Origin of the sequence: Bacillus sp. FSL H8-0534 (assembly GCF_038005885.1) — a bacterium.
Taxonomy (GTDB): Bacteria; Bacillota; Bacilli; order Bacillales; family Bacillaceae_G; genus Bacillus_A; species Bacillus_A pseudomycoides.
In genome coordinates this window covers 991,872-1,006,443 of the sequence record NZ_JBBOUC010000001.1, presented here as the reverse complement: position 1 = coordinate 1,006,443, position 14,572 = coordinate 991,872, and the positions used below count along the sequence as shown (strand labels likewise).

The 14,572-nt window shown below is 34.7% G+C and carries 9 protein-coding genes and 7 pseudogenes; 13 read left to right on the top strand and 3 right to left on the bottom strand.

Going from position 1 to position 14,572, the window contains the following annotated elements:
- Positions 1–17: 17 nt before the first annotated feature.
- From MHH71_RS30535 to MHH71_RS05205, 10 genes and pseudogenes are all read left to right on the top strand, one after another.
- Positions 18–296: pseudogene (locus tag MHH71_RS30535) on the top strand (FtsK/SpoIIIE N-terminal domain-containing protein); the annotation flags it as partial.
- Positions 294–4,523, top strand: a pseudogene (essC, locus tag MHH71_RS05245) (type VII secretion protein EssC); the annotation flags it as partial. The pseudogenes MHH71_RS30535 and essC, both read left to right, overlap by 3 nt.
- The gene (locus MHH71_RS05240) at positions 4,520–5,329 is read left to right on the top strand and encodes a DUF3952 domain-containing protein (RefSeq protein WP_240516985.1); all 810 of its coding nucleotides are present in this window, start codon (positions 4,520–4,522) and stop codon (positions 5,327–5,329) included. The pseudogene essC and the gene MHH71_RS05240, both read left to right, overlap by 4 nt.
- Positions 5,330–5,331: 2 nt before the next feature.
- The gene (locus tag MHH71_RS05235; RefSeq protein WP_006097552.1) at positions 5,332–6,819 is read left to right on the top strand and encodes a lipase family protein; all 1,488 of its coding nucleotides are present in this window, start codon (positions 5,332–5,334) and stop codon (positions 6,817–6,819) included.
- 38 nt (positions 6,820–6,857) lie between these two features.
- A complete protein-coding gene (locus MHH71_RS05230) occupies positions 6,858–7,118 on the top strand; it encodes a hypothetical protein (RefSeq protein ID WP_033799519.1) in 261 nt (86 codons plus the stop codon).
- Between the two features lies 1 nt (position 7,119).
- Positions 7,120–7,476 (top strand): DUF4176 domain-containing protein, encoded by a 357-nt coding sequence (locus tag MHH71_RS05225; RefSeq protein WP_006097550.1) that lies wholly within the window; start codon positions 7,120–7,122, stop codon positions 7,474–7,476.
- A 135-nt stretch (positions 7,477–7,611) separates the two neighbouring features.
- Positions 7,612–8,589, top strand: coding sequence for a hypothetical protein (locus MHH71_RS05220; protein WP_006097549.1), 978 nt, complete (start codon positions 7,612–7,614; stop codon positions 8,587–8,589).
- A 375-nt stretch (positions 8,590–8,964) separates the two neighbouring features.
- Positions 8,965–9,147 (top strand): annotated as a pseudogene (locus MHH71_RS05215) (hypothetical protein); the annotation flags it as partial.
- Positions 9,144–9,704 (top strand): annotated as a pseudogene (locus MHH71_RS05210) (DUF3952 domain-containing protein). The pseudogenes MHH71_RS05215 and MHH71_RS05210, both read left to right, overlap by 4 nt.
- Positions 9,705–9,964: 260 nt before the next feature.
- Positions 9,965–10,420: a GNAT family N-acetyltransferase gene (locus MHH71_RS05205; RefSeq protein WP_006097545.1), complete on the top strand. Its 456-nt coding sequence runs from the start codon at positions 9,965–9,967 to the stop codon at positions 10,418–10,420.
- A gap of 408 nt (positions 10,421–10,828) precedes the next feature.
- Here MHH71_RS05205 and MHH71_RS05200 read toward each other — a convergent pair whose 3' ends face one another.
- Positions 10,829–11,413, bottom strand: coding sequence for an HAD-IA family hydrolase (locus tag MHH71_RS05200; protein WP_006097544.1), 585 nt, complete (start codon positions 11,411–11,413; stop codon positions 10,829–10,831).
- Between the two features lie 311 nt (positions 11,414–11,724).
- Between MHH71_RS05200 and MHH71_RS05195 the strand changes: the two genes are divergently transcribed.
- Together MHH71_RS05195 and MHH71_RS05190 are read left to right on the top strand one after the other, a co-directional pair.
- On the top strand, positions 11,725–12,306 hold the full coding sequence (locus tag MHH71_RS05195) for a DUF4256 domain-containing protein (protein ID WP_018765517.1): 582 nt from the start codon (positions 11,725–11,727) through the stop codon (positions 12,304–12,306).
- Between the two features lie 258 nt (positions 12,307–12,564).
- Positions 12,565–12,975 (top strand): annotated as a pseudogene (locus tag MHH71_RS05190) (restriction endonuclease); the annotation flags it as partial.
- Positions 12,976–13,273: 298 nt separating this feature from the next.
- Here MHH71_RS05190 and MHH71_RS05185 read toward each other — a convergent pair.
- Both MHH71_RS05185 and MHH71_RS05180 read right to left on the bottom strand, forming a co-directional pair.
- Entirely contained in the window at positions 13,274–13,444 is a 171-nt protein-coding gene (locus MHH71_RS05185; protein ID WP_003197259.1) for a hypothetical protein, read from the bottom strand.
- 364 nt (positions 13,445–13,808) lie between these two features.
- A pseudogene (locus MHH71_RS05180) lies at positions 13,809–14,309 on the bottom strand (IS110 family transposase); the annotation flags it as partial.
- On the opposite strand from MHH71_RS05180, the pseudogene MHH71_RS05175 reads away from it, so the two are divergent.
- A pseudogene (locus tag MHH71_RS05175) lies at positions 14,294–14,461 on the top strand (AbrB/MazE/SpoVT family DNA-binding domain-containing protein); the annotation flags it as partial. The pseudogenes MHH71_RS05180 and MHH71_RS05175 sit on opposite strands and share 16 nt — an antisense overlap.
- Positions 14,462–14,572: the final 111 nt, after the last annotated feature.

Below are 14,572 nucleotides of genomic sequence, written 5' to 3'. Positions count from 1 at the left end.
AGGAGAAGTGGAGAAGTATGGAGCAACTACTTGCACTAAGTTACGGCAATCGATTACATAAATGCCGCTTACATCCATCCGAACGTCCTACAGTGACGATTGGGAAAGAATGGTCAAATCATATTACTGACTTTGATTTAGATGAATCACTTTTGTTAAATTGGGATAGCGAATTAGAAGCTTGGAAGATAGGAGAGCAAGTCCTTTGTTTTAATAAGGCGAATACAATTCAATTAAAGAATAACAAGGCTATGCGCATTTGGATTGCAACTGTAGAAGAAGTAATTGTATATGATACATCAACGAAATATTCGATAGCAATTAGTAAAAATGACTACGATGATATAACAGTTCATGATGCTACTACAGATTTTCTGTTCATTCGTGAAACATTAGATGAGCCGTTTAAAATTAACGTGTATGAGGGGAACGTCTTTCATAATTATTCTAAATTGAAAGGTACAGCGAATGTAGAAGCTGGAGATCACTTATATTTTGATGGCGTAACAATTCAAATTGGAAGTGAAGATGTTCAAATATTCGCAGCAGAAAAACGGGTAGACTCGACATTACCTCGTTTACTAGAAGCGGACAGCTTTTATCATGATGAGTATCCAGATTATCATCGTTCACCACGGATTATTTATCGTGAGCCAGTTGAAAAAATGATAATTGCAAAACCATCATCAAAACCATCAAAACCAACAGAGCATCTAGCAAGGATTATTGTTCCATCTCTCGTAATGATTGTGGTAACTGTCATGTTATCTATATTTCAATCATACGGTTTATTTATTTTCGCATCGCTAGCAATGACAGTCGTGACTGTTATTGTTTCGATCACATCGTACATAAAAAACTTAAAGCAATACAAAATTGATATTGCCGAGCGAGATAAGAGTTATCGAGAATACTTAATGCAAAAAACAAAGGATTTACATGCTGAAAGTGAGAAACAGCGTCATGCACTTCATTATCATTATCCAGATGTTACCGAAATTAGAGAAATGGCGATAGAAGTGAACCCTCGTATATATGAAAAAACAATCATGCATCATGATTTCTTAACATACCGAGTGGGAAAAGGGAATGTAGATACTAGTTTTGAAATTGAATTTAATGAAGAGGAATTTAGCCAGTTTAAAGACGAGCTTATTGCCATGGCACGTGAGCTAAGACAGCAATATCTTTTTCAAGCCGATGTTCCGGTTGTAACAGATTTAATGAATGGACCAGTTGGATATATTGGGCAGCGTTCGTTAGTGCTCGAACAATTACAACTATTAGTGATGCAAACAGCTTTATTCCATAGTTATTATGACTTGCAGTTTATTACAGTCTTTCCTGAAGAGGAGAAGAAGAAGTGGGACTGGATGCGCTGGTTGCCTCATGCAAGTGTACGTGATATTAATGTACGCGGTTTTGTATATCATGATAGAAGCCGAGACCAAGTACTGAATAGTTTGTATCAAATATTGAAAGAACGAAAACTGAAAGTAGATGAAAAAAGCAATTCAAGTGAAAAAATACATTTTTCACCGCATTATGTTGTCCTTATAACGGATGAAAAACTCATCTTAGATCACGTTGTGATGGAATTCTTTAATGAAGATCCAAGTGATTTAGGTGTATCACTCGTATTCGTTCAAGATGTGATGCAAAGCTTACCAGAGCATGTGAAGACAGTTGTTGACATAAGAGACTCGAAAAAAGGAAATATCATCCTAGAACAAGGGGAACTTGTAAATCGTCAGTTCGCACCGGATCATTTTCCAGAAGGATTTAATTTAGAAGATGTAGCTAGAGCACTTGCGCCACTGAATCACCTGCAAAACTTGAAAAATAGTATTCCAGAAAGTGTTACATTCTTAGAAATGTATGGCGTTGAAAAAGTGAACGAGCTAAATATTACAGGCCGCTGGGCAAAAAATGCCGCTCATAAATCATTAGCTGTTCCGCTTGGTCTTCGCGGTAAAGAAGATCTTGTGAACTTAAACTTACATGAAAAAGCACACGGACCACACGGGTTAATTGCTGGTACTACAGGTTCTGGTAAGTCAGAGATTATTCAGTCGTATATTCTATCTCTTGCGGTCAATTTCCATCCTTATGAAGTTGCGTTTCTATTAATTGACTATAAGGGCGGAGGAATGGCGAACTTATTTAGAAATCTACCGCACTTACTAGGAACGATTACGAACTTAGATGGTGCGCAAAGTATGCGTGCACTTGCTTCGATTAAGGCAGAATTACAAAAACGCCAACGCTTATTTGGCGAGAATAATGTGAATCATATTAACCAATATCAAAAATTATACAAAGAAGGCGCTGTAACAGAGCCGATGCCGCATCTATTCTTAATTAGTGATGAGTTCGCGGAGTTGAAGGCAGAGCAGCCAGACTTTATGAAAGAATTAGTTTCAACAGCGCGTATCGGGCGTTCTCTTGGTATTCATTTAATACTGGCTACACAAAAACCAACCGGGGTTGTCGATGATCAAATTTGGAGTAACTCGAAATTTAAACTAGCGCTTAAAGTGCAAAATACATCAGACAGTAATGAAATATTAAAAACACCTGACGCAGCAGAAATTACATTGCCAGGACGTGCGTACTTACAAGTCGGAAATAATGAAATCTATGAATTATTCCAATCTGCATGGAGCGGTGCTGACTATGTAGAAGATAAGGATGATCAAGATCGTCTCGATACAACAATTTATGCAATCAACGACTTAGGTCAATATGAAATCTTAAGTGAAGACTTAAGTGGACTTGGAGATAACAAAGAAGTTGCGACGGTGCCGTCTGAACTTGATGCAGTTATCGATTATATTCATGATTATACAGAAGAAAGACAAATTGAAGCGCTCGCAAGACCGTGGTTACCACCGCTTCCAGAAAAAATATTCCTGCAAGACTTACACCCAGTGCACTTTAAAGAAGCATGGAATGAAGCAAAGAAACCATTGCAAGCAACAGTTGGTTTACTAGACCAACCTGAATTACAATCACAAACACCATTAACATTAGACATAAGTAAAGATGGACATGTGGCCGTCTTCTCAAGCCCAGGTTACGGTAAATCGACTTTCTTACAATCAGTCATTATGGATGTAGCGCGTCAAAATAGTCCGGAGCATTTGCATGTGTATTTAGTAGACCTTGGTACGAATGGTCTCTTACCATTAAAGGGACTGCCACATGTTGCGGATACGATTACGATTGACGAAGCAGAAAAGTGCTTAAAACTAGTTGAAAGATTAACGCAAGAGATGAAACAACGTAAACGTATGTTAAGTGAATATGACGTTGCAAGCATAGAAATGTATGAAAAAGCTAGCGGTAAACAAATGCCGAATATCATCGTTGCGATTGATAATTACGATGCGGTAAAAGAAGCTAGATTTTACGAAGACTTTGAAATGTTAATGATACAAATTGTTCGTGATGGCGCAAGCTTAGGTATTCATACACTAATCAGTGCAGGTCGACAAAATGCACTGCGTATTCAGCTATATAACAATATTAAATTGCAAACATGTCTATATATGATTGATCAAAGTGAAATCTCAGGCATTGTAGGTCGATCTGATGTAAAAGTGGAAGAAATGGCAGGACGAGCAATTATAAAACTAGATTCACCGACATTATTCCAGTCAGTGTTACCAACAAAAGCAGAAGATGAATTACAACAAATTCAATTATTGCAACAAGAAGCAAGTGAAATGGATCAAGAATGGGATGGAGAACGTCCGAAGGCAATTCCAATGATGCCAGAAATCATTGATCTTGTAACATATCGTAAAAACAAGGACGTTACCAAAGCATTACAAGCAGGAAAAGTTCCACTGGGACTTGACTTCACAAATGTAGAAGTCGTTGCGCATGATATTGCAGTTAATGATCATTTAATGGTTTACAGTGCAGATGATAGTATTAGAAAACAAGTCATATCAAGTATACTCTCCCAAATGAATAAAGACTATTTTGAGAGTATAACATTAGTAGATACAGCGGAGTATAGCTTCGTTCAGTATAAAGACAATGTGACTCATTACATCGTAGAAGAAAATGAAGTAAACGTTCACGTGAAATACTGGATGGAAGTGATTCGTGAACGATCTCTTGAATTATCACAAGCAAGACAAGAAGGAAGAGAAATACCAGTGTTTACAAAACAACTTATCATTATGACAAACGTTGAAGAATTTAGCAGACTCGTTTACTTAGAAACAGACGACGCAACAACTTTAATGGATCTATCTCGTGCAGTTGGTATTTACTTCGTCCTAGCAGGACATCATGACTATATGGATCGAAACCGAGATGCCTTACCGATGAAAATGAGAAGTAAACTAACAGCGGGCATCATCGCAATGCCATTAAACGACCAAAGTGTTTTCAATGTGAAATACGTAAGTAACGAAGCATCTTTAGGGAAAGACGAAGTGTATTACTACCAAAAAGGAAGCATTATGAAACTCAAAATGCCAAGAGTAACGAACGAGGTGACCGTATGAAAAAAAGAGTAAAAATGGGTTTCATAAGTGTATTACTAGGAACATGTTTAACACTTACAGGATGCAAGGTTGCGTATAAGGATATTGTCAAAGCACTGGATGAAGGTGATATGAAGACTGTCATGGCTGCAAGTGATGATGGGTATGCTTATGTGTCAGTAAATGCTTATAGAATTCTAGAGTATCCGAAGGTGGAAGAGAAGGAGGATGAAGTAAGAATAGGTCAAGTCATGAAAGGAACTTTTTCGATAAGGGATCATTCGTTTTATGGTGTAACATCACAGTCTAAGAGTACGTACACAATACTTTACTCTGGAGAACATATAAGGGGTACAAAGGATAAAAAAGCAGAGCGAATATACGATACAAATATAAGTTATACAAACAAAAACATTCAGTTTTCTACACCTAATGTAGACGCATCTTTAGTTACTTTCTTTTTTACAGATTTAAAAGGGCTTGCGAAAGTTACACCTGAAGATACAAGAAGAGGAGGGGATGAGCCTGTACTGGTTAGGTTTAAGTTAAATAAACAACAATTTGATAAAATTGTGAAGCCGAAACTACACTTGGATTATGATGAATTTATATCGGCAGAACTAGAAATACAGCTAGATTCACCTAATGAACCTAATGAAATTGTAGATATGAGTTTGGATATCAATTATAAAAAGAAAGTTCAGAATCAGCTATTATCCTATCGAGAAAATTACACTGTAGGTTTTGCACATAAGCAAGATAATGATAAAAATGGAAAAAAGGAGTATTTAGATTATAAAAATAAATTTAATGAGGGGGGAGAGTAGGAATGACTAAAATCCGTTCTGATGTAGGGAAAACAGAGTTAGCCAGCGAGGGTGTTTATGATTCTGATTCTGAAGTGTATAAGATTAGTACAGAAGAAGGAAAGTTAAAATTAGCGGGTAAAGGAATTTATAGCTATGATGAGGGGGAAATGTCTGAAAAAGAATTATTAAGTAAGTATAATGCTAAAGAACTAGATGTTGGTGTTAGCAGGCCCAGCAATCCAAAAATGGGTTTTGGAGCTTATGCTTTGCAAGATGATACTACAGGAGAAATAGTCATCTCCTTTGTTGGGACACAGCCGTCCAAAGATGATTTTGGTGACATAAGAACGGATGGTGCACTAGGTCTATATAACGCGTTTCATCTCAATTTAACCCCAGATCAAGTAGAACAAGCTAATAAATTTTATGAACAAGTAAGAAAAGATCACCCAGGTGTTAAAATTACCATAATTGGTCATTCATTGGGTGGGGGGCTTGCAAATGATGTAGCAGTTCGTCATCGTGAGGATAACATTGAGGTATTGACATTAAATCCTGCTCCTCTTCCTGGAGCCGATGTGAAAAAATATGGTCATGGATTTGACATGGAAAATATCAGGAATGTGATCAATGAGAAGGATCCACTTCATCTAGGTGCGAGGCTGGCGGACATGGTCATACCGGGAAAAATATTTATAATGCGTAACGGTGAGGGACATTCCGAAGCTTTTAAGACATCAGAGTTTGATAACGATAGGAAACTTATTCGGTTTCAACAGCCTGCTGATTTTAATGATACAGGTTTGGATAATGAACTAGCCATTCTGGAACTTTGTAAGAGTACTGGTGTTTTATATGAAGGACTTACTGGAAACAAATCCAATAAATTCATAGAAGGAGTAATAAATTCTTCTATAACAAGGTCTCCTGTTATTTTTGGTCTTCTAATGGCGGTGGATGCACCGTTTTTGTATTCTCAGACGAAAAGTATGTTATCGACAGCACAAGCAGCTACCATTCAGTTTTATGAAGACGTAGTAAATGAGATTAGTAAGAAAGTAGATGCAGCAATAGACTTGATTGAAACAAAATTAGCTAAATGTAAAGAAAAGGTATTAGAAGTACTAGAGAGTGTATTTAATGCAGCTGTAGACTTTTTAGCAGGAAGTGTCGTTGTGTATTTAGCAGCAACTGAAATTTTAGAGATTGCCAAGGAAGTAGCGGGTTCTTATGTGCAGGATTTACTAGATATGTTTAAAGGGGATTTTCACATAGATACAAATGTTACTGCAATTGTAGCAGAGCATATTTTAACTCATCGACACTCATTGCTTCACCTCTTTATGAATGATGGTAGTAGAGGAATAAACCGTTCATTGTTAGGTGAAATCTCAAAAGATGTAAAAGAGCTATCAAAAGATTTAAAACAATTAAACGAAGATGTTTCAGAAGCAATTTCCTCTATGGTGGCAAAAGATGAGGAATTAGGTGCGGTTGCATATTATTAAAATTTGATATTGATAGAATGGAAGAAGGGGTAATGAATATGGATTTACATATGATAATGTCTAGAGTTCATAGTACATTTTCAGCTAACGGTGGACGAGATCAAATTATAAACGTGGTCATGCAACTTGAAAAAGCAGCATCAGCTTTAACGAGTGATATTCGAAGCTTAGAGAGTAGTATCGACAGCAATTTGCAAGGGAAAACACGTGATGCCTTTATTGATCGAATTCGTGCACTTGAAAAAAAGAGACAAAAAATAGAAGAGAAAATCGTAGTATTAAAAGGGACGGTTAATTAATATGAAAGATTATATGGATAAAGTATTACCTTTAGGTAGTGTAGTGAGAGTAAGTTTTGAGGAAGAGGAAGAGGAAGATGTAGATTATGTAATTACTACAAGAGGTCTTTTGTTAGATGATAATACTTTCTATGATTATGGAGGAGTATTATATCCAGTAGGCTTGACAGCAGAAACATATAAACTATTTAATCACTCTGACATTGTTGAAGTGAAATTTGAAGGATACCGAAATAAAATTGAAAGTCAATTTGCGGCTAAGTTTAAAATATGGCGGAATGAGTTTGTTGAAAAGGTAATAGAGAAAAATAAAAGAGAGCAACAAGATCAAGCGGTAGAAACACAAGAGCAACAATAAAGTAAAAGGGAAATAAGCTTTCCTCTTCCTATATGGAAAGAGGAAAGCTTATTTTGATTGTGGGAAAAGATGGCTTTGAATATACTACACAACCAGGAATCATTTCTTACGTAAGGAAGGGGTATTAGGGGTTATATGAAAAGAATGAAAAATGTAATATTGTTAGTGTTATGTTTCTTATTTTTGAGTGGCTGTATTAATAATAATGAAGAACAGGTTAAAAAATATATAAAAGAAAAACATGGAATCGATGTTGTTGTAACAGATTGGGGCGCTATGCATGAAGGGAATATGGGACATACATACCATACTGTTCAAGCAAAAAACAACAAAAATATTCAATTTAGAGTAGAGGTAGATGGCTTCTTATATTCAAAAATAAAAGGTGATGAATACCAATACGGAAAAAACACATATGAGGAATATAAGAAATTTAAACCAATTTTAAAAGAAATTAAAAAATTGGGCTACGAGGAATTTGAAAAAGAAAATGTTCTTCAGTATATAGTTGATTATCATGAAGACAAACCAACTGATGATTTGTTATTAACTTTAAAAACGAGTAACAAGATTGATTATAGTCAATTTGAATCAGCAGAATTAGATCGTTTATATGCTCTATTCCAACTCATTCAGAAGAGTAATAAAAAGATAACAGAACTTGAAATTAAAGATCATAATGGTGAATATATAGGTCTCCCTTTTGAAAACGTACAAAAAGTTATAACGAAAGAAGAACTATTACTAAAAATGAAAAACACTTTAGATAATTATTGGACATATTTGATTCAAACTCAAACAAAAGTAGGTGACAGATTGAAAGAAATTCAAAACGACGATTTTGTAATTGAAGGTATTACTTGTCCACATCCGAAAGACGGGGAGTGTCCGAAGTATAAGGTGACTTTAGTTTTTAAGGACAGTAAGATGCAATATAAAAACAAGCCTCCTGTAATTGAGGATCTGACAAAGGTGGTCACTATCCTTAGAGAAGAACTATATAATGAAAAATTTGACATATTTTTAACCAACAAGGATGGAACAAGATATTCACTCTGGCTATCATCAGAAACAATCAAAAAAAGTAATAACATCGAAGAACTTATAAAATAACGGTCTTCTAAAGAATAAATCTAAAGCACTTTTTACGTTTATTATTTGGTGTGAAAGCATGATATCAGTTTGTAAAATGAATCATTTGTATTAAGAGTGTAAGAGCATGTTTTAATCGTTTTTTTCAAAATATGCTCTTTCTTTTTATGCACTTGCTAAGATCAGTTAACAATAAGTTAAGTAGGTATATTATTATGTAGATGTTGGTAGACTTTAATGACTTTTTCTCTTGATAAATTGACTTCTTTAAACATTGCTTCATCGCAATTTTAAGTTTTTCTAGCATCAAATACTTCATCTGAAATTTCAGCTGTTTTATCTGTATTACCACATGGGAATTTTACGTATATCATATACCTTTTTCATGTGCACCATTTGAAAATGAGAAGTAAACTAAAAGCGGGTATCGTCACTATACCATTAAACGACCAAAGTGTCTTCAATATTAAATACGTGAGTAGCAAAACATCTTTAGGAAAAGACGAAGTGTATGACTATCAAAAAGGAAGCATTATGAAACTAAAAATGCCAAGAGTAACGAACGAGGTGACGGTATGAAAAAAAGAGTAAAAATGGGTTTCATAAGTGTATTACTAGGAACATGTTTAACGCTTACAGGATGCAAGGTTGCGCATAAGGATATTGCCAAAGCACTGGATGAAGGTGATATGAAGACTGTGATGGCTGCAAGTGATGATGGGTATGCGCATGTGACATAAAGAGGTATATACAGTGCGTACGAGGAAAAAGAAGATGGAGAGCACAGTAAAACAATCCGTCAAACAGAATTTCAAAGTATTATTAATGACAAATTAAAAATACAATATGATGAATATAGTGGGGCGACAATTGTGCTTCATCTTGACGCCGCAAAAAATCCAAAGCAGATATTGCAAGTAAGTGTTGATATAAACTACAAGAAAAAGAATGATGAGGGAAATTTAGTAAGATATGCATTACAGATAACAACATATTTTAATAGAAAACAAGATAACAATAAAGACGTGTACTATTTGATGAAATTGTTTGGCCATACATCACAAGGGTAAACGTTACGATACATTGGAATTGAAGCGGATGAAATTCGGAAAACGATGGAAGATTTTACACTATAAGAACTAGGGGAATGCTAACTGATTTGATACCCACTGAAAGGAAAGATTATACGTGAAATACGTTGAATTTGAAACCCTAAAAAATTACGAATCGCCAACAGTTTATTTTTGTGAGCATGATATAAAACATAGTTGCCTGGTTGCTATGTAACGGTATTGCTATAATAGTAACTTCTTTAACAATCTAATGAGAAGTATTAAATTCCCTACACCGCTATACTTATGCTTAAATAAATATATATTATTGGAGATGTTGAAGTATGAGAATTATTAATAAACATATCACTCTCGATGAAATAGAGATAATAAGAAACTCATTAGATAAATTGCATGAATACCATAACAGTAAATCAAAATTTTTTTCTGGTGATTATCCAAGAATTACATTTGAGGAACGTATTGAAGAATATAAAAAAAATTCAAAGTATGGAGAATACAGAATTGAATTATTGATTGAGTCAGAAACAGACAATATATTAGGATTTTGTATAGCATATAGTAAAAAAGTAAGCGGGAAGATTGAGGTTCTATTTGTTGATGAAAAATATCGAAGAAACGGATTGGGTTTGAAATTAATGAATAGTGCAGTGGAATGGTTTAAAGAAAAACAAATATATGAAATTGAATTAACAGTAGTGTACGGGAATGAAGCTGTATCGTTTTATCAGAAGTTGGGATTCTATCCACGTTCAATTATTATGACAACTAAATCATAACGATATTATGAGAATATTTTTTTGTTCAACTAAAGGGCACTCTAATGAAATAAAGATTACAGGAATGATCAAATTTCTTTATAAAAGAATGATTCAATCGAATATATTAAGAGCTTGTTTTGATCATTCTTTTTTCAAAACAAGCTTTTTCTATTTACGCTTTTATCAATTTTTATAGGGTTTATTTAATCAAAACTTATTTCAAGTCTACAATAACGAAAAGTCAGGGACATATTTTACATATTAAATATGTCCCTGACTTTGATTTTATTGACTTTAGCCTCTACAACCTAAATATAAAAATGACTAATATGTGAAGTATCTTTATTTTTTGGCTGTGTTAAACAATTATGCTGATAATTATAAAAATAAGAAAATCAAAATTCGATCCATTTACAGTAGTTATTACTAACTGAACACCCGTTTCGCTAATGGAATATCCGTATTAAAAAATTTCGAGTAGTCTTGTAAATGATAATCAGCAACATCACCTTGACTTTGAAACATGCACGTTGCAATTCCTAATTCTTTTGCAGGTAATAAATCTAACTCCCGGTCTCCAATAACTAGATCGATTCCGTGTTTTGTATGTAAATGAATGTATGCTAATGGATTAGGTTTACGAGGGAAACCATCATCAATTGTAACCATATCCACAAAGTATTTATCCCATCCATAGTATTTTAAGATGGCTAAAACTCCGTCCCTATGCTTGTGTGTCATAATTACATTTTTATTTGCAAATTTTAAGATTTCTTCTACACCATCAAATGGTTTCATATCTTTTGGAGATAATGTTTTCTTTAATCTTTTTATCTCTTCTTCTTGATCCCTGGAAATGTTATAGTAATCAATTGCATGCGAATACGAAATTTTTAGCTTTTCATAAATTTCCTGTTTATCTACTGCTTCTCCCAGTACCAAAGAGAGTATGTTTGTATACGCAGGATACGTATCAAACAAAGTTCCATCAAAATCCCATAAAATGTTCAATTAGACCACCCTTTTATAATTATATCAATATAAATTCGTCAAACTAGCGTAAACTCCTCCTTTAGATTATCTAAAGGAGTGTATTTATAGTGAAAAGGAAAAGAACATCTGAAATTGAAAGAACGATTAAGGAACTGTTGAGTGACAATAAGTTGTTCCGTTAAAGGGCCAGATTGTAGAGAAATGGATTTACTAAATCATATAATTTATTGTAAACTGAATTCACACGATTATTTAAACGATTTATTATAAAACAAATATTTATATATACTTAAACCATTATGAGTAAAAACAATAAGGGGGGAACTAACATGACAAAGGGAAATAAAATCAACAATAAAGAGGAGTTGTCACTAGAACAACGTGAAGAATTACTCAGAGCATTGAAAGCCCGTTTTGAGAAAAACATGAACCGCCATAAAGGTCTTGAATGGGCTAAAGTCCAAGCAAAGCTGGATGCTAATACTGAAAAACTGTGGTCGCTCAATGAAATGGAAAGAACTGGCGGCGAACCGGATGTTGTTGGTCATGATAAAGAGAAGGACGAATACATTTTTTATGATTGTTCAGCGGAAAGTCCTAAAGGTCGAAGAAGTGTTTGTTACGATCGTGAAGGGTTAGAGTCAAGAAAAAAACATAAACCAGAAAATAACGCTATTGATATGGCAACTGCCATGGGCATTGAACTATTAACGGAAGAACAATATCGGACGTTGCAGAATCTTGAAAATTTCGATATGAAAACGTCGAGTTGGGTGCAAACACCCTCTGATATTAGAGAACTCGGCGGTGCCCTTTTTTGCGATTGTCGCTTCGGGCACGTCTTCGTGTATCACAATGGAGCAGAATCCTACTATGCCGCCAGGGGTTTTCGTGGCTCGCTAAGGGTCTAAATTTTGCACAGACAGCTAAAATTGAATTTGAGAACGGATCTCACCTAAGGAAAAGTTTTCATTTCATTCTTCAACTATCGGGCGCGATTGTGGAGCAACATAGATAGGAAATGATCAAACTTTTTTATAAAAGAATGAACCAACTGAAAATAGTAAGAGCGTGTTTTGAACAATCTTTTTTTCAAAACACGCTCTTTTCTATGAACATTTATCAAGGTTATTAGTATCAATTTGATCAAACTTTATTTTAAAGCAACAGCCGATCTCGGATTAAAAGGGAACAATCGTATTGTAATTCAAGCGAAAATATATGGTGTGAAAAATCGAGTTGGTATTCGTGCTGTACAGGAGATTTATGCAGCAAAAGCCTATTACAAGGCTCATGAGGCGTGGGTTGTCACGAACAGCGTATATACAAAGCAGGCGAAAGGATTAGGTGAAGCATGTCATGTAAAACTAATAGATCGTATAGAGCTTCAAAAATTGATTAACAAAGTAAATCCAGAGTATTCGGCTGAAGATGTGTATCGTGGTGTAGATCCTGCAGAAAGGAAATGCCCGTCATGTAAAAATCATTTAGTGGTACGAAATTCAAATAAAACTGGAAACAAGTTCTTTGGATGTTCTCAATATCCTACATGTACACATAAAGAACCAATTAATAAGTGAGCTGTGATGAAAATCCAGCTCTTTTGTTATTTTCATGAATATATTTTTAAAAGCCCTATTCTTATTTGAAAATGACTTCTCAGATTTGTTTGTACTACGTTTTTGACGGATTGGTAATGCAATAGGTCTTAAATAATGGATGATTGGATTTTTGGGGGAATAATAGGTTTAAATTTGATATGCAGATTTTTAAGTGAAATAAAAAAGGGCAGTCGCTAATTGCGACCTAGCCCTTTCTCTACGATCTGTCGAATTGCTTCATTTCGATTTTTTAGCTTATTTTCACGCCAAAAACTCTCTATTCGTCTTTATTTAGAGTTGCAGTTTCGTTTTCTGATGAATCTATTTTTATTCCGTTAGATAGCTTTTGAGCTGAATCTTGCATTTGCTCTTGGGACTTACTAGGAGTATTCAGAGCATCTGACGGCATGTTGTTGACTTGAAGACTTACTAAATCTTTTTTATCCATGGTATATAGCTCCTTCTTTAATTTAAATTTAGATGTAATGTAATTACTTGGATATTTTACATCTTTAGATCGATTTATATACAAGAGATATATTGAGAAATCACGTAACTATATTGTGGCTTGTGAGTTTTTGGAACATTATGTTTTTCATGTATAGAGAAAGCCTGTTACAATGAGAAAATGACATAGGGTATGAAATAGAGAGCTATAGAATATATAAGACCTGTGGTGTGATGTCAAGTAATGATTCTAGTAATTTAAACACTTAATTTGTTATTTCAGCTTAAAAAAGGCAATACGAAACTAGACCATTAATAATTTGTAAATTAATGGAATATAGAAGAAGGAAGAATGTCAGTAGACATCATCTATCAACGCTCCTTCCGGGCGTGTAAATTTGGTTGTTGCGTAGTAGCGCATCCACCAAACGAACAAATTTTCTTGCGGTTAATGCGAGGGCTCGTTTGTGCTTATGCTTAGGTACTTCGGCAGATTTTTTCGCATAATAGTCACGATATTCAGGGACATGACGCCTTACAGAGTTGGCGGCTTCAACTAAGTAATAACGTAGATACTGATTCCCTGATCGTGTTAATGACGTGTTTTCTGCAGTAAAGCGACCAGACTGATATTTCTTCCAGAATAGACCTGCGTATTTGGCGATTCGTGTTTCATCGGTAAAGCGTTCAATTTGACCAATTTCAGCCACAATACCGGCTGCGAATACAGGACCTATACCTGGAATGCTTTCAAGCGTTTGAGGTAGCGATGACATCAAACTTTCTATACCTTTCTCAATCTCTTTAATTTGAGCTTGATACGTGCGCATAATCTGGATGGAGGTGCTTAGTAGAAGGTGAAAAGATTATCTTGAAAAAATATGAAGCGAATGGTGCTTGTGCAATAACAGGAGAAGTATCTGATAAAAATATTTCTTTAGCAGACGGAAAGATTACGCTAAGCCCAGCAGGTGCAGAACTTATAATAGAGGAATTACAGAAGAATCTTGTAAAATAATTGGCTCCTTTTAGGGGAGCTTTTTTAAGTTATATCTAAAAAAATTCACGTACCGTAGTTATTAATAAAAACAAATACATGCCAATAAAGCTCTACAACTAATCCTGTCCT

Excerpts from the sequence above, each read along its gene's own strand:
- MHH71_RS05220 (WP_006097549.1), top strand. The coding sequence starts at position 7,612 with ATGAAAAGAATGAAAAATGTAATATTGTTAGTGTTATGTTTCTTATTT.
- MHH71_RS05195 (WP_018765517.1), top strand. The coding sequence starts at position 11,725 with ATGACAAAGGGAAATAAAATCAACAATAAAGAGGAGTTGTCACTAGAA.
- MHH71_RS05230 (WP_033799519.1), top strand. The coding sequence starts at position 6,858 with ATGGATTTACATATGATAATGTCTAGAGTTCATAGTACATTTTCAGCT.
- MHH71_RS05240 (WP_240516985.1), top strand. The coding sequence starts at position 4,520 with ATGAAAAAAAGAGTAAAAATGGGTTTCATAAGTGTATTACTAGGAACA.
- MHH71_RS05205 (WP_006097545.1), top strand. The coding sequence starts at position 9,965 with ATGAGAATTATTAATAAACATATCACTCTCGATGAAATAGAGATAATA.
- MHH71_RS05185 (WP_003197259.1), bottom strand. The coding sequence starts at position 13,444 with ATGGATAAAAAAGATTTAGTAAGTCTTCAAGTCAACAACATGCCGTCA.
- MHH71_RS05225 (WP_006097550.1), top strand. The coding sequence starts at position 7,120 with ATGAAAGATTATATGGATAAAGTATTACCTTTAGGTAGTGTAGTGAGA.
- MHH71_RS05235 (WP_006097552.1), top strand. The coding sequence starts at position 5,332 with ATGACTAAAATCCGTTCTGATGTAGGGAAAACAGAGTTAGCCAGCGAG.